The sequence below is a fragment of the Shewanella aestuarii genome (assembly GCF_011765625.1).
Taxonomy (GTDB): Bacteria; Pseudomonadota; Gammaproteobacteria; order Enterobacterales; family Shewanellaceae; genus Shewanella; species Shewanella aestuarii_A.
The window spans coordinates 324,419-347,457 of the sequence record NZ_CP050313.1 but is presented as its reverse complement, the minus strand read 5'-3'; the positions used below and the strand labels follow the sequence as shown (position 1 = coordinate 347,457).

Genomic DNA, 23,039 nt, shown 5'->3' with positions numbered 1-23,039 from the left:
TTTTTTGCTCTCTCAGCAATATTTTACTGTTGAGATGGATACCAACCGTCAATTAAATCTTGCGAGCGTTTAAGCTCATTTTTCCAGGTGTCTGCACCCACTACCGTTGGCTTTAGCAAGATTATCAATTCGGTTTTAGTTTTCGAGCGACTACGGTTGGTAAAGGCTTCACCAATAAATGGGATGCTTCCGAGTAGCGGCACTTTTGAAACAATTTCAACATTATCACTTTTCATCAAACCACCAATAACCACCACATCTCCTGATACGGCTTTAATGACAGTATCAGACTCGCGAATTTCGCTTTGCGCCAAGGGCAACTCAAGGGTGGAATCGCTGATTTTAATTAACTTAGTTTGCTCTTGAACATCGATCACCGATGGATGCACATGAAGCAATACGTTGCCTTCTTCATCAATTTGTGGCGTTACGTCTAGCGCAATACCCGAGAAAAACGGTGTTAATTCAACTTCAGGTGTGGTCACAGGCGTAGTACCAGCTACCGTTGTGGATGACACGTTAGTCACAAAATACTCATCGTTACCAACTTTAATCACGGCTTTTTGGTTGTTAGATGCGGTAACACGTGGGCTTGATAGCACGTCCACATCACCTTGGGTATCTAACAAACTGATCATGGTTGCAAAGTCTTTACCTTGCACATTGATTGTCGTGACACCACCAATCACACTAGTAATGGCATTACTTAATCCTTGTCCTGGCGAGGTGCCAAAGTCGATACTGGTGCTATCAGTGGGTTGCCCTAGCATTCTTTCCCACTGGATACCTTGCTGATACCCGTCGGATAAGGTTACTTCAATAATTTTGGCTTCTAAAATAACTTGGCGCTGTAAATGCGTTTCCGCAGTATTGAGGAAATCACGCACTTGACGTAATTCATTTGGCAGGGCACGAATGGTAACAAGTCCTGCTTGCGGTGTTACCACCACCTGCCGGCCGCCACCAGTTTCACCAATAATGGATGTTAAGGTTTCTTGTAATTCCCCCAAAAATCGGTTTTAGTTTTTGAGCGAATAAAGGTGCCGTTAGTGTTATCACCATTATTGTTGCTATTACTACCGCTGGTGTTATTGCTGCTGTTATTATTTGAGCTATTACCGTTGTTGCCATTACTGCCATTGGAGTTATTGTTGTTATCAGAAATACGGCCTGAACTGACTGACGTTAAAGATAATCCTTCACGCTCCATGTATAAATAATTTAGCGAGAAGGTTTCGGTACGCATACCTGCAGGGAAAATACGCAAAATACGTCCATCACGACTTACTTCATAACCAAAAATATCTTCTACAACCTTGATGGCCTCGTTTAACGTGACTCCTTTGAGCGATAACGAAATACGACCTTCTACATCAGGGTGCACTGCGACACTCAGCGGGGTACCTTGCACTAATGACGCAAAAAACACCTTGGCATCCACATCATTTGCAGATACATCAAAACGACGTTCAGCTGGCAATTGCGCCATCATTCTTGCGTTATTTTGGCTATTTAACTCACGTTGTACATCAGCAGGCATTTGCGCTGGCGGAGGTGTCACCGCTTTCGGTGTATTGGCTTGAGCAAGTGATTCATCAAGTGCCGATCTTGATGCGCTCGGTTCTGGACGATTTGTCGTCTGACATGCCATTAAACTTAATGCCAACAGAGGAGTAATGTAATTGATTGCTTTCATTTTAATTATTGTCCTATCTCTCTGTTATCGACTGGAATAGCTGAAGTTTTCTACCATCAGACAAGCTGACGTGACTTTTGCCAATAGCGACAATTCGCACACCTTGGACATTGTCCCCCACCTTCATAATTTTATTGTTAATCACTGCGTAGGAGTGAGCCCCATTGACCACGCTGTTAAGTACTAAGCCTTGTTGGTCATTTACCATTGCCGCACGCTGAAAGCCTTGGCTTGGCAACGTAGGATCGCGCAAACTCTGGGCGTGCACGCTAGCAACCAATATCAGTGATAACACACTGCTGGTGAGGTAAGGATTAATCTTGTTTGGCAACACTGATAAAGTCCTTATTTATGCTTAATGTATACAACTCCAATTCCACACTGGCTTTAGGATGTTGTATAACTTGATAATCTAAACGCTTCCAATAAAGCTTATCTGGCATGGTTTCAACGGCTTGAACAAAGTTGAGCACTGAAAAGTAATCACCTTCAATCGTAAGCTTAATCCCATGGCTATAAAGGTTCATCTTGTCTTCTTCGCCAACCTGCAATAAAGCAACAGGGGGAATAGATGCAAACGACAGCAGCTTAATCCCTTTCCCCTTAGATAAGAGTTGTGCCAGTACCGTTGGCATATAATCTGCCGGTACCATATCAACCATTTGCAAAGCCAGTTCAGCATCAACATCAGCCATTTGCTGATTGAGTAAGGTTAATCTTTGTTGATAATCTGCATCGGGATCTAAGGTTAGCCTTTGCTGATAAAGCGCAATTTGTTGCTCTAAGATATTGCTCTCTTGTTGCAAACCTTGTACTTGCTTGGTCAGTTTACTTTGCTCGTTCCATATAGATTCAAGGGGTAAAAATGCAATAAAACCAAGTAATATCAAGGTTGCGGCGGCAACTAATACGCGTTCACGCTGGCTCAATCCGTTAAATTTAGAACCTAATTCTTGCCATTGCTGAGCCATTATTTTATCCCCTTAGCAGCACTAAGGGCTGGGGTACTGGTTAATTTGAATGCAAGAGGCTGATCTTCACCTCTATCCATGGTCATCGCTGCGAAAGCAAAACCCTTTAAGGTGTCTGCGGTTTTTAAACGATCAATCCATAACGGAATGCTATAGGGCTGTTGGCCAAAGCCTTCGAACTCAATATGTTGTTGGTTGAAGTAAATACGGCTTAACCAAACAGAACCGTCAGAGACGGCAGCCAAATCAGTCAAAATTGGTGAGTAACCTTGGCTAATGAGCGCCGTGCGGTGTGCTAACTCATCTTTTAATAATTTTTTCAATTCAAGTCGTTGCGCTTGTAATTCAACTTGAGCCACTAGCTCACTATTGGGCATTCTTTGCGCTATCTGAATCTCAAGCTGTTCCTTGAGTTGAGATTGCTGCTCTTTTGCCTGACTTGCTTGACGATGTTGCTGTTTTAGCTGATTGACCTGATACCAAGAAAAACCATACAACAGCACACTTAACCCAACAACAGCAACCACAGCAGCAACTAAATGAGTAAAAGTAAGTCGTTGCTTTGGTGGTAATAAGCTTGCTGAAAATAGGTTTACTCTGGTTTTATTCACGCCTCACCTCTTGGTAATTCACTGTAGGCTAGCTTGGCTAAATAGGCAGGCACACTCTGATGCTCAATGGCTGTCACCGTTTGGTTAAAGTTAACAGCAACTAACTCAGCAAGCGCCTGTGATTCACCCTCAACCAATAAATTAATCGCTGATACAGGAGCTTGGCGAAGTTGGCTTTCAAAATAATCCATTGAACGCTGAATTTCTAAGCTAAGGTTATCGGCAATGCCATAACTTAAGTCTTCCTTTTTCGCCTTATCAAGTTGAGTAAAACCTCGCACTCGACGTTGCATTAATAAATCACCAGACTTGACCACTGTGAGTAAGAGTTCTTGCTCTGGCATATGAGTCACTATCATGTGCGCCATATTATCTGCCGAATATAAGTGACTCAGTGCTAGTTCTTCGATGGAGATACCAGAAATCTCAAAACCACTTTGAATACAGTTTTCGGCCAAGGCAACTAATTTATCGCGAGCCGCAATGACGACATTAAGTTTGTTGTTAGTACCTATAGGAGATTCAAAATAATCAAGATGGATATTACTGATGGGTTCAGACACCATATCTTTAACTGACCAAATCAGTGCTTGGCTAATTTCGTTTTCATCGACGGTTGGCTTATCGGCTTGCAGCAATTGATAATATGCCGTCGATAACACTATCTGCAGTTTGGCCGTGCCGTAATGATTTTTAATGGTTTCAAATACCACTGACCAATTTTTACTATTTACATCAAATGAAGCAAAAGATTCTGCTTTGGTATCGGTCGCAGGCTGAAATACCCATAGGCTTGCAGTGCCAATGAACACCCCTAACTCACCTGATCGAGTCGCGGAACGCCAAAAAGCTAATTTACCTAAAAATCCATTCTTCATTTAAAAGCCTATTCACATACTTAGTGATGATTCTATTGCTGACTTTGCCGCACGATGCGTCACATTAGCGTAACAGATTCAATAGCGCATAACATTGTCAGTCAAGCTTTTGACTTTATCGTTAAATTTTACGCCAAAAGGCATGTTTTTTGGGCGATTTAAGATAAAGTCTGTTGATATCCGAAGATTATATGCAATTTTGTTACCATCCAAATTATGAAGTAACAAAAATTAGCCGCTAGAGAACAACATTTTAACTGCTAATGTTTTAATTTTATAGAAAAATACGTAAAAAACACCTGCTTAATTAAGATAGATTGCTAATAGGAGATAAACAAGTTATCAACTTAACATAAACACAAAAAACACCACCGAATCTTAACTAAACAATTAAAGTGTCTCCCAAAAACGGGCCTTGCCCGGCACTCACACCTAAAATTTTAAGTGTTTGCCATTCTTCAAGTAGCTCAATGCCTTCTGCCATCACTTGTGCTTTGGTTCTAAAAATACCGCCAATAAGACTACGTATATACAATTGATTTTCAGGGCGTTGATGGACTTGACGAACAATTGAGCGATCTAATTTAACATAATCAAACTCAAAGCTTTGAATGTAATGAGTGCCTACTACCTGCTTGCCCACATGATCGACACTCAATTTAGCTCCCATTCCTGATAACATAACTAACGTTTTGCGGACTTGTTCGTCATGCTCACGCTTAATGAAAACCTCTTCAGACACTTCAAACACCAAGCGCTCTGCGAGTTTTCTGTGCTCAAGTAAGCTTGTTCTGATCCAGCGAGTAAATGCTCGGCTCGTCAGCGAATCTAAGGTTAAGTTAATGCTGTAAGTCAACTCGTTGTTAGGCATTAATTCGAACAACACTCTCTCTAAAACTTGGCGTTCAATTTGTGGCATTAACCCACATTTGTTAGCCATAGGAATAAATAAGGTTGCACGTATTTCATTGTCTTGATTATCCCGCACACGGCTAAACACTTCATAATGTAATTGCGTGTTGTCACTATCAAATACGGGTTGAGTGAGAACAAAAAAGCGCTTATTAACTAAGGCGTATTCTAAAAAGCTACGCCACCTGACAGATCCTTTGGCAATTTCTTTATCTACAGCACCTTTATCGTACATAAACCAGGTATTAAATCGCTGTAGTTGCGCTGCGCGAAGCGCCATTTCGGCCTCTTCAATTATCTGCAACTGCGCATCTTCTGCCTTATAAAACGCGGCGCCCAAATGCAGATAATTATCATGATTAACAATTTGCCTATGTTCTAACACTAGACAGTTTTTGAGTATTCTACTGGCTAAAATATCCGCCTCTGCCAGTGATAATTGCGGAGCAACTATCACCAGTTGCGATGGTGTTCTGCGGGCAAAAATGACATCATTAATCTCCGCAATCAACGGAGTGATCACCTCAACAATTTGAGTCAAATACACCTTATTTGCTTCAATATCAGTTGGTTCATAAAGTAATGCATCGTTGTCAAACTCAAGAAGGAAGATCACTCCATAAGCGATCATTTTATTATCATGAGTTAACGCATCGATTCTGTTCTCAAAATAAAGATGATTGCCAATTTGAGTAACGGGGTCTAAAAAGGTATTAGCACGAATAAATTGATCAAGTCTGCTACGTTCCTGTTTGGCATCTTCTAAATCATCTAACAAGCGTGACAATGCACGGTTAATCATTCTAGGTCGACCTTTACCAACCGCTTGTTTTGCCGATGATAAGTCACCTTCTAAAATAAGCTGACTTCGTTCTGCTAACTGTTCAATCCCCGCAAGCTCATTAGCGAGCCAACTTAAGCTCAAACGCACAAATATGCCGATGGCAAGTAAACCAATGAATAAAATAATGAGTTCATACCAACCCAGTCTATGCTGTAAATAGAATGATTGAACGTCCATTGTCATAGTCAGGCCACTTTGAGGCTCAATGACTCTTTGATAATGCCTTAAATTGCTTTCCGATGGCTGTGGAGCTTGAAATGAAAATAAAATTTTATTATCAACACTAAGGCTATATTGATCCACATGATAGGCAGTCAGTACAGAAGGCAACCACGCTTCAAGATTTCTTACCCCTTGGTGTTGATAATGCTTGAGCACCATAGACTCAAGTTCTGAAATTTTGTTTTGCTGAAATTGATAAGCTAACTGAATAAAGCTCATTACGGCACATAGCAAAAAGACAAATGCAACGCCTGACAAAGAGAGCAACCAAAAGCTGGTTATCTTTTTAGTAAGGATTTTTGTAAACTTCATTTATCAGCTATCCTGATGGATTTATTATTTTTAGCGGTTCTTAAGTATACAGAATCTCTCAATTAAATATTGTAAATATCATTCAACCTATACTGTCAAATAAAAAAGGGGCTTACGCCCCCTTTAATCATGCTCACTTAATCTTTGCAACATTTTGTATTAAGCCATAAATTACAGGCTGTAATCGGGTAATGTGGTGATTTTAGCAACCCCAGAATCAATAGCGGCTTGGGCAACAGCACGCGCGACATTCACCAATAATCTTGGATCCATTGGCTTAGGTAATACGTACTCGGGCCCAAATTCCAAGGATGTCACATTAGGGTAAGCTGCTAAAATATCTGTAGGTACTGGCTCTTTGGCTAACGCAGCTATGGCACGAACCGCAGCAAGTTTCATTTCGTCGTTTATGACTGAAGCACGTACATCTAGTGCGCCTCGGAAAATAAACGGAAAACACAATACATTATTCACTTGGTTTGGGTAATCACTGCGCCCAGTCCCCATAATTAAATCTGCTCGAATTGCATGTGCAACCTCAGGTTTTATTTCAGGATCTGGGTTCGAACAGGCAAAAATAACCGGATTAGGTGCCATTAAGTTAACTTCCGCCTCAGTTAACAAATCAGCGCCAGACAAACCTAAAAATGCATCAGCCCCTTCAATCACATCCAGCAAAGTGCGCTTATCAGTATTATTGGCAAATAAGGCTTTATATTCATTTAAATCATCTCGACGGGTATGAAGTACTCCTTGTCGATCTAACATGTAAATGTTCTCGCGCAGCGCACCACATTTGACAATCATGGTCATACAAGCAATAGCGGCTGCTCCTGCACCTAAGCAGACAAAAACACACTCTTTGATATTTTTACCTTGAATTTCAAGTGCATTTAACATGCCAGCTGCAGTGACAATTGCGGTGCCGTGTTGATCATCATGAAACACAGGAATTTGACAACGAGCAATTAATTCACGCTCAATTTCAAAACATTCTGGTGCTTTAATATCTTCAAGATTGATGCCGCCAAAGGTATCTGCAATTGCTTCCACTGTATTAATAAAATCTTCAGTAGTGCGGTGCTTCACTTCAATATCAATAGAATCGATATTGGCAAAACGCTTAAACAGTAGTGATTTGCCTTCCATCACAGGTTTTGACGCCAACGGGCCTAAGTTGCCTAAACCCAAAATAGCAGTGCCGTTTGAAATCACTGCTACTGTATTTCCTTTATTGGTATAGCGGTAAGCCGTTTCAGGATCGGCTGCAATTTCACGTACAGGCTCGGCCACACCTGGACTATAAGCTAATGCTAAATCGTGGCTTGTTTGTGCAGGCTTAGTTAAACAAACGGCAGTTTTACCTGGAACCGGAAATTCATGATAGTCGAGAGCTTGTTGGCGAATATCTGACATATTATCAATCCTGAAATGCGCAATGATGTTTGATGAAGTGTGATAAACAACAGAACAACAACTTAAATAACTACTGTTGCATTAACTAACCATACGCTAATACACAAAGGAGATAAATCAAAAAATACGACTTTTTACGCTTAGATTAAGATTAAGCAACTTAAGCTTGTTTATTACAACTTATCATTTATGAGCTTTTAAAAATCAACAAGTTAATAATGTAGTAAAATAACAAAAATTTAGTTTGAATATCGTAATTAAGCTAATGTGGAATGCAAAAATGTTGGTAAGTTAACAAAATGAAAACAAGTATAGAAGAGTGATTATTTATAACGATTAAAAGGCATTTCAAGCTAAATTATTTTGTTAGCTTACAACTTTATAAAACGATAAAAACAAAAAAGGCGCCTAAAGCGCCTTTTTGAACAATTGCAAATGCAATTATTTTTTACCAAGTACACCAAAGCGCTTGTTGAACTTGTCGATACGACCACCAGTATCAACAATTTTCTGAGTACCAGTGTAGAATGGGTGACATGCACCACATACGTCCAAGTGTAAGTTTTTACCTACAGTTGAATTTACTTTAATAACGTTACCACAAGTACAAGTTGCGGTGATTTCTGCGTACTCTGGGTGAATACCTGGTTTCATTGGGGATACCTCAATTTGAAGGCCATGTCGCTATCACAACCCGAAGTTGGACACCACATGCAGTTAATTAACAATATGTTTTAGGCGCGAGATCATACAGTTTCTTCACAGCGCATACAAGCAGTAATTTTAACCACTCATCACCGAGGTAAATTAGCCTTGTTGAGAGCGATTAACTAAGTCATCAAACTTCTGTTTATCTGCTTGCAAGCTGTCGTATTGCTGTAAAATGTCTTTTGAAGGGCACACCAAATTACTGTCAGCTCTTAACTTAATAATTTGGCCATTGGCAAAGGCATTTGGGTTGGCATCATAAATCGCCAACATGGCACCAAATACATTGGTTTGCCATTGCTCATGCTTTCTCATCGCAATGCGCCACAGGCTATCATCAGGCAGCTTATTTATTTCACATGCTTCAGAAGAATATGCAATCGACTCAATATCATCAGCGGCAACGTCAGGCACCTCGGCTTCATCAGGAATATGGATAGCCAACTCCGCATTATCATTCACTGCAGTATCAACCTCTGAAGATGAATTAATTGGATTATCGACTTCATTCATAACCTGCTGTTCTGTCAAAGCAGTTACCGCAGCAGTTTGTTGTTGACTATCTTCAATCAACTCTTCAACATATTCTATATCAGCAACTTGTGACTCTAATTCTGATGATTCAACTGACATAGTCATGTCATCATCTGTCTGAACAAGTCCGTCATGTTCTGCATAAGTTATTGATGTTAGCGTCTCACCAGCCACAACGGCATCAAACTTGGCTTTATCTTGATTGGCATCTTGATACTGCGCCAACACGTCCTCTGTTGGGCAATTTAGCTGACTGTCTGACTTTAATTTTTGAATGTTATTTTTGACAAACGCCTGCGGATTGGCCTCATAAATCGCTAACATTGCACCAAAAACATTGGTACCCCACTTTTTGGCATGGTTAGAGGCGACAGTCCACAAGGTATCTTCGCTGCTCTTATTAATAGCACAAGCATAATTCGCTTGTGGATACGTTTGATTTTTCGGGTGATTGCTAGCCTTATCGTCGAAATAAGATTGGCTAGAAGAATAAGAGGGTTGATTAGCCGCTTCTTTTGCTGTGGCTTGATAACGTTGCTTGTATGCAGGTGATGATTTTAATGTTTTGATTGCCACTGGCATACTGGCCTGCGTGCCATCATTTTGGACGGTAAACTTCTTATTAAACAAGGTAACAGGAGAATACTGCTGCCATTTCCCTTCTCTAAATTCAGAAACAATCAAGGTTGAATTGGGATCGATAATTTTTTCTTGGCCGCGCAGAATAAACGTATTTTGTTTATGATCATCAACCAATAACTTTTCGAGTACGACAGTGTTTTTATATTTTTGGCGGATATAAAAACTAAGAAGGGTTAAATCGTTATGATCACTGACCACATTGACATTAAGTTTAGGTAATTCGCCTGCCTCAAAATCCATGGTTTCTATACCAATATGGCTCACATCAGCATTCACAGATGAGCTTAATGCACCCATCGCAAAACTCGCCAAAGCGAAACATACCTGAAAGGCCTTCATTTATTCTTCCTTCACAAACGTTAGTTACATATCAATATTATGTTTTTATTTTTATCTATGGTTTTTGTTGTTTTTTTCATGCAACTTTTTAACAAAGCTTTGCAACTATATAGAAAAAAACCAACTAGCTGCAACTAAATACTGATGATTTAGCGATTATCATTCTGAATAGCGAATCAGCATTAGTGCAACCCATTAATGAACTAATGAATGAACTCATTTATCAGCTCCAAATGGTGTTAATGAATGATTAAATTATAGCCATTACCCCAGCGAAAGTTCAACTCAATATTAGCGAGAATCGTCTGATTTGGTGTTTGTTATTTGTATCTCATAGATATTTAACTGCAATAAACGGTAAACTAACCTTAATTACTCAAAATGATGAAATTTATGTCAGTGTTTGTTGAAGTCGCCCTACCCGTCCCGCTAAGAAGAAATTTCAGTTATTGCGTGCCTGAAAAACTTCAAGGGGACGTTGCTGTCGGCTTAAGAGTAAAGGTCCCTTTTGGTCGCCAGCAACTTATTGGCCTAATAACGGCAATAACTGACAGTTGTGACTTAACTCCGCAGCAGATTAAAAACATCACTCAAGTACTTGATGAGCATCCGCTACTGCCAACTTCACTGTATAAATTAACCTTATGGGCGGCAAGATATTACTTTACCACCCAAGGTCAAATGCTTAGCCAAGCCTTACCGGTTGCCCTCAGAAAAGGAGCTGATACCGCGCCACAATCCATTGTGCTTTATTGTTTAACGGATAGTGGCAAACAGGCTCAAGTCAGTTTATTAAATCGCGCTCCTGCGCAAAAAAAGCTATTTGAAGCACTACAGCAACAATCAATTTCTCATGATGAATTTATTAACCTTGAATACAGTAAGGCCGCATTAAAAGCCCTTGAAGATAAAGGCTGGGTAGCGCGCCAAAACCAAGCTGTAAAAATCGATTTAAGCTGGCGTCAACAACTTGAAGTTACCGAAACACCGCACAAACTCAATAAGCAGCAAGCGGTAGCAGTGTCTATTCTAAATCAACAGCAAGGGTTTCATTGTAGTTTACTTGAAGGCATCACAGGTTCGGGTAAAACTGAGGTTTACCTATCACTGCTTGAAACGGTATTAAAGCAAGGTAAACAAGCATTGATTTTAGTGCCAGAAATTGGCCTAACACCACAAACGATTAATCGCTTTAAGCGCCGATTTTCAGTCACCATTGCGGTGATCCATTCAGGCTTAACCGACAATCAACGCCTTGATGCATGGCGACAAGCAAGAAGTGGCCAAGCGGCGATTATTATTGGCACGCGTTCAGCGTTATTCACGCCCATGTTATATCCCGGAGTGATTATTTTAGATGAAGAACACGATGCCAGCTTTAAGCAGCAAGAAGGCGTGCGCTATCATGCAAGGGACTTAGCCGTAATGCGCGGCCATTATGAAGATATTCCAGTGATTTTAGGTAGTGCGACACCCTCACTCGAAACCTTACAAAATGCAATTAGTGGTCGCTATCATCATTTGAGTTTGTCTGAACGCGCTGGCGCAGCGCAAAAGGTCAAACAAGGCATTATTGATATCACCAGTCAGCCATTGAAAAACGGCATGTCAGCATCGCTCATCAATGAAATGCGCATGCATTTAGATGCAGGCAATCAAGTGTTACTGTTTTTAAACCGTAGAGGCTTTGCCCCTGCGCTACTATGCCATGAATGTGGCCATTTGCATGAATGCGATCGCTGTGATGCATTCTTTACTGTACATCAAGGGCTTAACGAAATTTGCTGCCACCATTGTGGTAATCAATATGCCATCCCTAAACAATGTCACCAGTGCGGTAGCACCATGTTGATGGGACATGGCTTAGGCACAGAACAACTTGAACAAGCACTCAACACCCTCTTTCCCACTTATCCAGTGGTTCGAATTGATCGCGATACCACCAGACGTAAGGGGTCATTAGAAAAACAACTGCATGGCATTCATAAAGGCGAGTATAAAATTTTAGTCGGTACGCAAATGCTGGCAAAAGGGCATCATTTTCCGGATGTAACATTAGTGGGTTTACTTGATGTAGATGGCGCATTATTCAGCGCTGACTTTCGCGCCCCTGAACGTTTTGGCCAATTATATACCCAAGTATCTGGCCGAGCTGGGCGGGCTGACAAACCCGGAAAGGTTTTGCTGCAAACTCATCAAAGTGACAATCCATTACTGCGTAGCTTACTACAAAAGGGTTACGGTGAGTTTGCAAGAGAGCAGCTAAAAGAGCGCCAATTAGCATCGTTGCCACCCGCTTGGCATATGGTGGTGATCCGCGCCGAAGCACATTTAGCCGAAGATGCCGATAAATTTTTATCGCTAGTTAGCCAACTACTACCACAAGATAAAGAATTTGAAATTATTGGTCCTATTCCCGCGCCACTAGACAGAAAAGCCGGCAAGTATCGTCGACAGTTATTATTTCAAGCCAAGAGACGTCAGCGTCTTCAAATTGAATTTGAAAACATTCTTAATCAAATTGAAACACTCCCTGAAGCAAAAAAGTGTCGCTGGAGTGTTGACCGTGATCCCCAAGACCTGATGTAAATCCAATCGTAAAGGGGCTTTAATTGCTTGGCCAAGCCATAAAATACTTAAAAATCACGTTTAAAATCGAATGACTAAATATTTAACCTAAGCCGATAGCAATTTACCCCCATAAGCGGCTAAAATATGCGGTTCCGTTGTGTCCTATCCATTAACGAATTGAGTGCAAGCAAAGGCCCATGAAATCACATATTGAATCTTTATTAGACCAAACCATCGCCTCTTTTAAACAACAAGGCTTAGTGCCGGCAGATTTTCAGGCCCGCATTCAGGTTGACCGAACTAAAGACAAGAGTCATGGCGACTTAGCAACCAATCTAGCAATGATGCTAACCAAAGTGGTTGGCAAGCCCCCTCGTGATGTGGCTCAGTTGATTATTGATAACTTACCCGCGTCATCTCATGTAGCTAAAGTGGCAATTGCTGGCCCAGGTTTTATCAACTTTTTCATTGATGACACTGCGCTAGCTAATCAGCTACAACAAGCATTAAATGATGAGCATTTAGGAGTTTCTTTACCCACTAAACAAACCATTGTGGTTGACTACTCATCGCCTAACCTAGCCAAAGAGATGCACGTAGGTCATTTACGTTCAACCATTATTGGTGACAGCGTCGTGCGCGCATTGGAATTTTTAGGCCATAACGTGATCCGTCAAAACCATGTTGGCGATTGGGGAACTCAGTTTGGTATGTTACTGGCTTATATGGAAGAGCTACGAGCAGCCAATGGCGAGCAAGCAACCCTTGAGTTATCCGATTTAGAAATATTTTACCGCGCAGCAAAAGTACGCTTTGATGAATCAGCAGAATTTGCCACACGCGCTCGTCAACTCGTAGTTAAACTGCAATCCGGTGATGAGTACTGCAATAAATTATGGCGTGAATTTAACGATATCTCATTAAGTCATTGTTTAGATATTTATCAACGTTTAGGTGTAAGCTTAACCCGTGAGGATGTGCGCGGCGAAAGTGCTTACAACGCAGATCTAGACCAAGTGGTTGCCGACTTAGATGCCCAAGGCTTATTGTCTGAAAGCAACGGCGCAAAGGTAGTGTTCCAAGACGAATTCAAAACCAAAGAAGGTGAACCTTTGCCGGTTATCATTCAAAAAGCCGATGGCGGATATTTGTATGCCACCACCGACTTAGCCGCTATGCGTTATCGTTCAAATGTACTCAAAGCCGATCGCGCTCTGTACTTTGTAGATTTACGCCAAGCATTACATTTCCAGCAAGTATTTAACCTGGCTCGTCTTGCTAAATTTGTTCACCCAGAAATGAGCCTAGAACACACAGGTTTTGGCACCATGAACGGTGAAGATGGCCGCCCATTTAAAACCCGTAGTGGTGGCGTAGTGAAATTGGTTGATCTACTTGAAGAAGCCAATGTGCGCGCCCTAGATTTAGTTCGCAGTAAAAACCCAGATATGGACGAAGCAACCTTAATTGAAATTGCTCGCGTGGTGGGTATTAGCGCGGTTAAATACGCAGATTTATCTAAAAACCGTGCCAGCGACTATATATTCAGTTTTGAACAAATGCTGAGCTTTGAAGGCAACACAGCACCCTACCTACTTTATGCCTACACCCGTGTTGCTGGTATTTTCAAGCGTGCTGAAGATATTGACCTAAGCCAAGCCAAAATTGTACTTGAGCATGAAAAAGAAAAAGACCTAGGCACTAAGCTTGCCCAGTTTAATGAAGTGCTAATACGCATGACCGACAAAGGGCAGCCACATGTGTTATGCGCTTATTTATACGAGCTTGCTAGCCAGTTCTCAAGCTTCTATGAGGCCTGCCCAGTATTAGCTGCCGACACGCAAGCCCAAAAAGAGAGTCGCTTGCTACTGGCTAAACTTACTGCAAACACTTTAAAAACAGGCTTATCGTTACTTGGTATCGAAACTTTAGAGCGCATGTAACTATGAGTCGTGATTACGCCAACCGTAAACCGAAATCAGCGGCAAAAGCGGGAAAAACCTCCCGCTCAACCAAACGAAGCGCACCAAAGCGTCGCCTGCCTATTTTGCCTTGGTTACTAGCCATTGGATTGATTTCTAGCTTTGGCTATTTTTTATGGCTCATTAATGGCAGCTCTGAGAGTTCTGATGCTTTGGTGCCAGTAACCAATAAGCCAACTACCAGCCAGCCAGTTAAAGAAACGCCGCAAGCACCAAAAGATCCTAATGCCCTGCCGCCAAAACCAACGGAAGAATGGACCTATCTGGAAGAGCTTGAAAACAAAAATGTAGAAGTAGATGTACCTAACTCAGGTGTCGTATCCAGTGGATTGTATCAAATGCAATGTGGTTCGTTCCGTCAAGAAAGCCAAGCGAATCAAATGAAAGCTCGTATAGCCTTTATGGGCATGGAGGCGCAGGTTCGCCGCTCTGAAGGAACAAATGGTATTTGGTACCGGGTGGTTTTAGGGCCATTTAAAAGTAAACGCGATGCCGAAAGAGGTCGTCATACCATTCAAAATGGCGGCATCAATACCTGTAAAATTTGGTTATGGCAGTAAATAAGCGGTTAACCCTCATCGGCTAAAAAGCAAAAAGCCTCAAAGCGATATTATAAAAGTTGCTTTGAGGCTTTTTTGTGACAACTTATCTTTATAGATATGGTAACAAAATAGTGTGATTACCTATGCCACGATTCTACTCGCCATCATGGCAAGCATTTATGATCGCTGTTCTACTTTATCTGACTCGTTTTGTGCAATATCTTGCCCTAACCACGCCATTAACAGCTTATAGCCTAGGGCGAGTACCACGGCACCAACAAATAAACCCACAATACCTGATAACAACATGCCACCAATCGCGCCAAGTAAAATAACTAGCATCGGAATATCAACACCACGACCCATTAGCATGGGTTTTAATATCGCATCACTACCGCTGACAGCCAGACACCAGATTAAAAAAATAACTGACACTGTTGAGCTTTCAACGGTAAATACATAAGCGGCAACGGGGCCCAAAATTAAAATTGGTGGTAACTGGATAATGGCTAAAAACAATACAGCCATCATCCAAATTCCTGTCGCAGGCACACCGACGACAGCCATACCTAAGCCCGCAAAAATTGATTGAATAACCGCGACCCCAAGCACACCTTGAACAACACTACGAACCGTGGCCACAATCAACTTAACGTATTCTTCACCTTGACCATGGTTAACCCGGTTAATTAAACGCTGAAAAAAGGCGTTCATTGCTGGTGTATGGCTCATAAATACCCCTGCAATAATGGTAGATACAACAAACTGCAACAAGGTTAAACCAATACCCCCTAATGTGGTTGCTCCTTTGGTTAATAAGCTATTGATTTGCTCGTTATGCTCTGTCGTAAATTGTTGAAGATTTGATGATGCACTAGACCAAAGCTGAAATAGATGCTCACCAATCAATGGCCAGCCTGCCACAGCCTCATTTGGCGGGGGAATCGTCAAAGAGCCAGATTGAAGCTTTTCATAAATCATTTGGCCACCGCTAATCAATGATCCCGAAAAACTCACCGTGGGCACAATCAATAACGCCACAATCAACACGGTCAACAAGGCGCTGGCTTTACCCATTTTCAAACCAGTCCTGTTAGCTATAGCACTCGCTACAGGTGTCAGTGCTATAGCAATAATGGCTCCCCATAAAATAGGCAACACAAAGGGACGCACAATTTGAAAACAATAACCAATAACAGCAAACATCAAAGCAATTTTAATTGCTACATCCAATGCCTCTCGGCTAATTATTGAATGATTATTTGTACCACCTTCCATACTCACTCCAGTTTTTAAATGGTCATCCATTTGATAATTTATATTTTGGGGTCAGAATCTTTTCTGAATTAGCTTAAAAATACTCAGCTAGTATCATAACTGTAACTTGCTGTATCATCATACTATATTATGCATTGATGCCTTTGATTATAGGCGCTATTACCAAAAACTCTTGAAAACCTTTCATACTATCCCCATATCCTGTTTATCCATCAGCTACAGTCATAGCTGATACCGTATCTGTAAAGAGGATCTACCGTGACTACTATCGTATCTGTTCGCCGCAATAACCAAGTTGTCATCGCTGGTGATGGCCAAGTCTCTTTAGGCAACACAGTCATGAAAGGTAACGCGCGTAAAGTGCGTCGCTTGTATCATAACAAGGTGTTAGCTGGGTTTGCCGGTGGTACTGCCGATGCTTTCACTTTATTTGAGCGTTTTGAAACCAAGCTCGAAATGCATCAAGGTCACTTACTAAAATCAGCCGTTGAATTAGCTAAAGATTGGCGTACCGACAAAATGCTGCGCAAACTTGAAGCCATGCTAGTGGTTGCTGACACTGAAGAGTCTTTAATCATTACTGGTAACGGTGATGTGGTACAACCTGAACATGATTTAATTGCGATTGGTTCGGGCGGCAACTATGCCCACGCATCGGCATTAGCCTTATTGCAAAATACCGAATTAAGCGCCCGTGAAATTGCAGAAAAGTCGTTAACGATTGCTGGCGACATTTGCGTATTCACCAACCAATTTAAAACCATCGAAGAGCTAAACTACTAGTTCGAGCGTAAGGAATCTTTATGTCTGAAATGACCCCTCGCGAAATTGTCCATGAACTTGATTCGCATATTATCGGCCAAAAAAATGCTAAACGTTCAGTGGCTGTCGCCCTTCGTAATCGCTGGCGTCGTATGCAACTTGAAGCCACTTTGCGCCAAGAAGTCACGCCCAAAAATATCTTAATGATTGGCCCAACCGGTGTAGGTAAAACTGAAATCGCCCGCCGCTTAGCCAAATTGGCTAACGCACCCTTCATTAAAGTTGAGGCCACTAAGTTCACTGAAGTGGGTTATGTGGGGAAAGAAGTTGAGCAAATCATTCGTGATTTAACTGACTCAGCAGTTAAAATGACCCGCGAACAACAAATGAAAAAATGCCGTTTTCGCGCAGAAGAATTGGCTGAAGAACGTATCTTAGATGCCCTGTTACCTAAACCGAAAGATGACTGGGATACCGACAACAAGGACACCTCAAATACTCGTCAAATTTTCCGTAAAAAATTACGCGAAGGCCAATTAGACGATAAAGAAATTGAAATTGATGTTGCCGCGCCTCAAATTGGTGTAGAAATTATGTCGCCACCCGGCATGGAAGAAATGACCAATCAGCTTCAAGGGTTATTCCAAAACCTTGGGCAAAGCACCTCTAAGCGTAAAAAGATGAAAATCAAAGACGCTTATAAACAGCTAATTGAAGATGAAGCCAGCAAATTAGTTAACCAAGAAGATTTAAAAGAACAAGCTATCGAGCTAGTAGAGCAGCATGGCATTGTATTTTTAGATGAAATCGACAAAATTTGTAAACGCGGTGAAACCTCAGGCCCTGATGTATCTCGCGAAGGTGTACAACGTGATTTACTGCCATTAGTCGAAGGCTGCACCGTGACCACCAAACACGGCATGGTTAAAACTGACCATATCTTATTTATAGCCTCAGGCGCGTTCCAGATGTCAAAACCATCTGACTTAATTCCTGAGTTGCAAGGTCGTTTACCTATTCGTGTAGAGTTAGATGCGTTATCGGCCAATGACTTCAAACGTATTTTAACCGAGCCACACGCCTCATTAACTGAGCAGTACATTGCATTAATGGGAACCGAAGGCGTAACTATTGAGTTTACCGAATCAGGTATTGAGCGCATTGCAGAAGCCGCTTGGCAAGTTAACGAGCGAACTGAAAATATCGGAGCGCGCCGCTTGCACACAGTGATGGAAAAGCTTATGGAAGAGATATCCTACGATGCCTCTGACAAATCAGGCTCGACCTTTGTGATTGATGCCGAATACGTCAATGCGCATTTAGATACTTTTGTACAAGATGAAGATTTAAGCCGCTTCATTTTATAATCACAGACTCTGGCTGCAATGATGCGTTTATGCATCACGTTTAAGCATGATAAAAATGGGATTAATGCTAAAATCGAGTATGATGAAAATCTTCGATTGAACGTTAATCCCTTTTTATTACAACCACTTTTATATAGGTAATAACATGTCAGAAACCACACCAAACGTTATTGGCCTGAAACTAAAACGTAAATCCAAGCTACTTGAAGTCTCTTTTGATAATGGTGAAGTGTTTAACATCAGTTGCGAAATGCTACGTGTCCACTCGCCGTCGGCAGAAGTTCAGCAGCATGGTAACCCTATTTTAGTGACCCATAAAAAAGAGGTTAATATCACTGCCATTGAGCCAGTAGGTAATTATGCAGTAAAAATCGTGTTTGACGACGGCCACGATACCGGCTTATTTTCTTGGAAAATCCTCTACGAGCTAGGCAGTCATCAAGTAGAGATTTGGGAGCGATATTTGGCCCGCCTGCGAGCTGAAAAAGGCTCGCGTGAAGCGTTAATTTCGATGAATATAAAATATTCTTAGGTACTTTAACGCCCTCAACCACGCTTGCACACGGTATTCAATCTCTTCGATTTAGCGTCACTTGAAGTAATTTTCAAACCGTCATCCTCGAGATCTTTTAATCAGGGATCCAGCTTTGCTTTTTTAAAGCAAAGCTGCCAACAATATCAAATAAAAATGCCAGCATTGCTGCTGGCATTTTTGATTAACGTCTTACGATAACAATATTAAACAGCAGCTTGGAAAATCACGCTGTTTGCTTTTTTGGTGTAAGAGTCAATTTGATCAAAGTTCAAGTAACGATAAGTGTCAGCTGCCGTTGCATCTAACTCTTTCGCGTATTCTTGATACTCTTCAACCGAAGGTAAACGACCTAATAACGCCGCTACGGCCGCTAACTCAGCTGATGCTAAATAAACGTTTGCGCCAGTACCTAAACGATTAGGGAAGTTACGTGTTGATGTTGAAACAACAGTTGCACCTTCAGCAACACGAGCTTGGTTCCCCATACATAATGAACAACCAGGGATCTCAATACGTGCTCCAACACGACCAAAGATTGAGTAGTAACCTTCTTCAGTTAACTGATCTTTGTCCATCTTAGTTGGCGGCGCAATCCATAAACGAGTTGGCAGCGTTTTAGCAAACTTGTCTAACATCTTACCGGTCGCACGGAAGTGACCGATGTTTGTCATACAAGAACCGACGAACACTTCGTCAATCTTAGTGTTTGCAACGCTTGATAACAACACAGCATCATCTGGATCGTTAGGCGCACAAAGAATTGGCTCTTTGATCTCGTTTAAGTCAATTTCGATAATTTCAGCATATTCTGCATCAGGATCGGCTTCCATTAATTCTGGATTTGCTAACCATTCTTGCATTGCTGTAATACGACGTTCAATCGTACGACGATCGCCATAACCTTCGCTGATCATCCACTTTAACATCACGATGTTAGAGTTTAGATACTCAATGATTGGTTCTTTATCTAGCTTGATAGTACAACCTGCGGCACTACGTTCTGCTGATGCGTCAGACAGCTCGAATGCTTGCTCAACTTTCAGTTTTTCAAGACCTTCGATTTCTAATACACGGCCAGAGAAAGCATTGATTTTGCCTTTTTTCTCAACCGTTAGCAGACCCATTTCAATCGCTTTTAATGGAATAGCATGTACTAGATCACGTAAGGTGATACCAGGCTGCATTTCACCTTTAAAGCGAACAAGAATCGACTCAGGCATATCAAGTGGCATAACACCTGTTGCTGCAGCAAATGCAACTAAACCAGAACCTGCAGGGAAAGATACACCAATTGGGAAACGAGTATGTGAATCACCACCAGTACCGACGGTATCAGGTAGTAGCATACGGTTTAACCATGAGTGAATAACACCGTCACCAGGACGAAGCGATACGCCGCCACGGTTCATGATGAAATCAGGTAATGTGTGGTGAGTATTGACGTCAACTGGCTTTGGATAAGCCGCTGTATGGCAGAATGACTGCATGGTTAAATCAGCGCTGAAACCTAAACAGGCTAAATCTTTTAGCTCATCACGGGTCATTGGGCCTGTGGTATCTTGCGAACCAACAGAAGTCATTTTAGGCTCACAGTATTGACCAGGGCGAACCCCCGCAACACCACATGCTTTACCAACCATTTTCTGAACTAAGGTATAACCCTTGCCAGAATCAGCCACATCTTGTGGGCGTACAAAAACATCAGAAGCGGCTAAGCCTAACGTTTCACGCGCACGGTCAGTTAAACCACGGCCAATGATTAATGGAATACGACCACCAGCACGAACTTCATCTAGAAGTACTTCGGTTTTTAATTCGAACGTAGAAATAACTTCATCAGTATCATGTAGCTTAACAACGCCTTCATATGGGTAGATATCGATAACATCGCCCATATTCATCTTGCTAACATCTAGCTCAATAGGTAATGCACCAGCATCTTCCATGGTGTTGAAGAAAATAGGCGCAATTTTGCCACCTAAACAGAAACCACCAGCACGCTTATTTGGCACATAAGGAATATCATCTCCCATAAACCATAGCACTGAGTTAGTAGCTGATTTACGAGAAGAGCCGGTACCAACAACATCACCGACATAAACTAATGGATGACCTTTTTCTTTAAGAGAGGCAATTTCTTTAATTGGGCCAACAACGCCAGCTTCATCAGGAACAATACCGTCACGGGCATTTTTTAGCATAGCTAATGCGTGCAACGGAATATCAGGACGAGACCATGCATCAGGTGCAGGCGACAAGTCATCAGTGTTGGTTTCACCCGTTACTTTAAATACGGTTAAGGTGATTTTTTCAGCCAATTTAGGACGGTTCAAGAACCAGTCAGCATTGGCCCAAGACTCAACAACTTGCTTAGCAAACTCATTACCTGCTTGCATTTTTTCTACCACATCGTGGTAAGCATCAAACATCAATAAGGTGTTTGATAATGCTTTAACAGCTAAAGGCGCTAAAGCTGGGGTATCTAACTGAGCAATCAATGGCTCAATGTTATAACCGCCTTGCATGGTACCAAGTAACTCAACAGCACGTTCTGCCGAAAGGATTGGTGACGATACAGTACCTTTAGCGACTGCATCTAAGAATGCTGCTTTAACATAAGCAGCTTCATCAACGCCTGGTGGAATACGGTTTTCTAATAAGTCGAGGATCACGGCCTCTTCACCAGCAGGTGGGGTCTCAACTAATTTCACTAACTCAGCCACTTGTTGTGCATCTAATGGCTTAGGGACAACCCCCTCTGCAGCACGTTCTGCGACGTGTTTACGATATGCTTCTAGCACGGCAACATTCCTCTTTGTTTGGCGCCTTACGGCGAAACTCAACGTCTGTTTTGTTAACGTTGATAATTCCACAGGTTCGGGCTTGAAATCCGACCCCCAGTATACTACAGCTTTAAAAAAGTATGAATCAGATCACAGTCTTACATAGATGAAATCTACGGGATTTTTTTGTCCGATTAACAATGTAAAGTCTGATTTAAACAAAGAAAATTAGACAATAGTTTGAAACAAGAAAAAAAGACCTTAATTTCATTGAGTTAATTATTTAGCCACATTTAAAGCAAACTGCAGACTTACATTTAACTTATGCAAAAAAAATTGATTAAAAATCGATTAATGGTGAACAATGTGTCAGATAACGATAATCTATTTCTAAAGTCAGTCGTTTATGAGCAGAAGAATGACAACACCTCACATCAAGGCCATCATATTTGATATGGATGGCGTACTGATTGATTCAGAACCAGCATGGCAACAAGCTGAAATTAAAGTATTTAATAAACTAGGGTTAAACCTATGTTTAGCAGATACTCTTCAAACCACAGGCTATCGCATCGATCAGGTTGTCCAGTATTGGTATCAACGATCTCCTTGGATAAATTACGATAATCACGCAACGTCACAAGCCATTGTGCAAGAGGTTGTAGCGCAAATTCACCAACAAGGTGCAGCAATGAATGGCGTGATAGAAAGTTTAGCTTTTTGCAGTCAACAAGGTTTAAAAATTGGCTTAGCCACCTCATCGTCATCGCTGATCATTGATGCAGTATTAACTAAACTGAGCATCGGCCATTATTTTGATGCAATTTGCTCTGCAGAACATTTAACCTTGGGCAAGCCTCATCCTGAAGTGTATTTAAACTGCGCCGCAAAACTGCAGGTTAAAGCTGAAAACTGCTTAGCCATTGAGGACTCTTTTACAGGGTTGATTGCAGCAAGAGCCGCCAACATGCAAACAGTTGCCATTCCTGCGCCGATTGATGCCACACAAAACAAGTGGATAGTGGCACATCATCAGCTAAACAGCGCAGCTGAGATACCGTCGCTATTGGCTGCGCTCAAACAAACACAAACGTTAAAATAAATGCGACTAAAAGAGTCTCATCCAATAAAAAT

Annotated in this window: 17 protein-coding genes and 1 pseudogene; 7 read left to right on the top strand and 11 right to left on the bottom strand. The window is 41.6% G+C overall.

The genetic code is table 11. The features are described from left to right. Positions 1 to 23: 23 nt before the first annotated feature. The 9 genes and pseudogenes from mshL to HBH39_RS01640 all read right to left on the bottom strand — a co-directional run bounded on the left by mshL (position 24) and on the right by HBH39_RS01640 (position 10,085). Positions 24 to 1,696 (bottom strand): annotated as a pseudogene (mshL, locus tag HBH39_RS01680) (pilus (MSHA type) biogenesis protein MshL). 13 nt (positions 1,697 to 1,709) lie between these two features. Then, entirely contained in the window at positions 1,710 to 2,030 is a 321-nt protein-coding gene (locus HBH39_RS01675) for an MSHA biogenesis protein MshK (protein WP_167675019.1), read from the bottom strand. Beyond that, a complete protein-coding gene (locus HBH39_RS01670) occupies positions 2,011 to 2,667 on the bottom strand; it encodes an MSHA biogenesis protein MshJ (RefSeq protein WP_167675018.1) in 657 nt (218 codons plus the stop codon). Before HBH39_RS01670 ends, HBH39_RS01675 begins: the two co-directional genes overlap by 20 nt. Then, positions 2,667 to 3,278 carry a fimbrial assembly protein gene (locus tag HBH39_RS01665; protein WP_167675016.1) on the bottom strand — a complete coding sequence of 204 codons (612 nt, stop codon included), beginning with the start codon at positions 3,276 to 3,278 and terminating at the stop codon, positions 2,667 to 2,669. The genes HBH39_RS01670 and HBH39_RS01665 overlap by 1 nt, the downstream gene beginning before the upstream one ends. Further along, complete coding sequence (locus HBH39_RS01660; protein WP_167675014.1) at positions 3,275 to 4,156, bottom strand: biogenesis protein MshI; 882 nt, start codon at positions 4,154 to 4,156, stop codon at positions 3,275 to 3,277. Before HBH39_RS01660 ends, HBH39_RS01665 begins: the two co-directional genes overlap by 4 nt. Positions 4,157 to 4,538: 382 nt before the next feature. Continuing rightward, positions 4,539 to 6,446: an RNase E specificity factor CsrD gene (csrD, locus tag HBH39_RS01655; RefSeq protein WP_167675012.1), complete on the bottom strand. Its 1,908-nt coding sequence runs from the start codon at positions 6,444 to 6,446 to the stop codon at positions 4,539 to 4,541. 171 nt (positions 6,447 to 6,617) lie between these two features. Continuing rightward, complete coding sequence (locus HBH39_RS01650) at positions 6,618 to 7,862, bottom strand: malic enzyme-like NAD(P)-binding protein (RefSeq protein WP_167675010.1); 1,245 nt, start codon at positions 7,860 to 7,862, stop codon at positions 6,618 to 6,620. A gap of 441 nt (positions 7,863 to 8,303) precedes the next feature. Beyond that, positions 8,304 to 8,516, bottom strand: a complete 213-nt coding sequence (gene rpmE / locus HBH39_RS01645; protein WP_167675008.1) for a 50S ribosomal protein L31 — start codon at positions 8,514 to 8,516, stop codon at positions 8,304 to 8,306. Positions 8,517 to 8,669: 153 nt separating this feature from the next. Beyond that, positions 8,670 to 10,085: a FimV/HubP family polar landmark protein gene (locus tag HBH39_RS01640; RefSeq protein ID WP_167675006.1), complete on the bottom strand. Its 1,416-nt coding sequence runs from the start codon at positions 10,083 to 10,085 to the stop codon at positions 8,670 to 8,672. Between the two features lie 393 nt (positions 10,086 to 10,478). On the opposite strand from HBH39_RS01640, the gene priA reads away from it, so the two are divergent. The 3 genes from priA to HBH39_RS01625 all read left to right on the top strand — a co-directional run bounded on the left by priA (position 10,479) and on the right by HBH39_RS01625 (position 15,198). Next, the gene (gene priA, locus HBH39_RS01635) at positions 10,479 to 12,674 is read left to right on the top strand and encodes a primosomal protein N' (RefSeq protein WP_167675004.1); all 2,196 of its coding nucleotides are present in this window, start codon (positions 10,479 to 10,481) and stop codon (positions 12,672 to 12,674) included. Positions 12,675 to 12,853: 179 nt separating this feature from the next. After that, on the top strand, positions 12,854 to 14,599 hold the full coding sequence (gene argS, locus HBH39_RS01630; protein WP_167675002.1) for an arginine--tRNA ligase: 1,746 nt from the start codon (positions 12,854 to 12,856) through the stop codon (positions 14,597 to 14,599). A 2-nt stretch (positions 14,600 to 14,601) separates the two neighbouring features. Further along, positions 14,602 to 15,198, top strand: coding sequence for an SPOR domain-containing protein (locus HBH39_RS01625; RefSeq protein WP_167675000.1), 597 nt, complete (start codon positions 14,602 to 14,604; stop codon positions 15,196 to 15,198). Between the two features lie 159 nt (positions 15,199 to 15,357). Here the strand turns inward: HBH39_RS01625 and HBH39_RS01620 are convergent, their stop codons facing one another. Continuing rightward, positions 15,358 to 16,458 carry an AI-2E family transporter gene (locus HBH39_RS01620; protein ID WP_167674998.1) on the bottom strand — a complete coding sequence of 367 codons (1,101 nt, stop codon included), beginning with the start codon at positions 16,456 to 16,458 and terminating at the stop codon, positions 15,358 to 15,360. A 258-nt stretch (positions 16,459 to 16,716) separates the two neighbouring features. Between HBH39_RS01620 and hslV the strand changes: the two genes are divergently transcribed. The 3 genes from hslV to HBH39_RS01605 all read left to right on the top strand — a co-directional run bounded on the left by hslV (position 16,717) and on the right by HBH39_RS01605 (position 19,119). Continuing rightward, complete coding sequence (hslV, locus tag HBH39_RS01615) at positions 16,717 to 17,241, top strand: ATP-dependent protease subunit HslV (protein WP_167674996.1); 525 nt, start codon at positions 16,717 to 16,719, stop codon at positions 17,239 to 17,241. Positions 17,242 to 17,261: 20 nt separating this feature from the next. Beyond that, positions 17,262 to 18,587 (top strand): HslU--HslV peptidase ATPase subunit, encoded by a 1,326-nt coding sequence (gene hslU, locus HBH39_RS01610; RefSeq protein ID WP_167674993.1) that lies wholly within the window; start codon positions 17,262 to 17,264, stop codon positions 18,585 to 18,587. Positions 18,588 to 18,732: 145 nt separating this feature from the next. Then, positions 18,733 to 19,119 (top strand): gamma-butyrobetaine hydroxylase-like domain-containing protein, encoded by a 387-nt coding sequence (locus HBH39_RS01605; RefSeq protein ID WP_167674991.1) that lies wholly within the window; start codon positions 18,733 to 18,735, stop codon positions 19,117 to 19,119. Between the two features lie 206 nt (positions 19,120 to 19,325). On the opposite strand, the gene acnB is transcribed toward HBH39_RS01605, so the two are convergent. Then, entirely contained in the window at positions 19,326 to 21,923 is a 2,598-nt protein-coding gene (gene acnB, locus HBH39_RS01600; RefSeq protein ID WP_167674988.1) for a bifunctional aconitate hydratase 2/2-methylisocitrate dehydratase, read from the bottom strand. 400 nt (positions 21,924 to 22,323) lie between these two features. On the opposite strand from acnB, the gene hxpB reads away from it, so the two are divergent. Continuing rightward, positions 22,324 to 23,007 carry a hexitol phosphatase HxpB gene (gene hxpB / locus HBH39_RS01595; RefSeq protein ID WP_167674986.1) on the top strand — a complete coding sequence of 228 codons (684 nt, stop codon included), beginning with the start codon at positions 22,324 to 22,326 and terminating at the stop codon, positions 23,005 to 23,007. Positions 23,008 to 23,039: the final 32 nt, after the last annotated feature.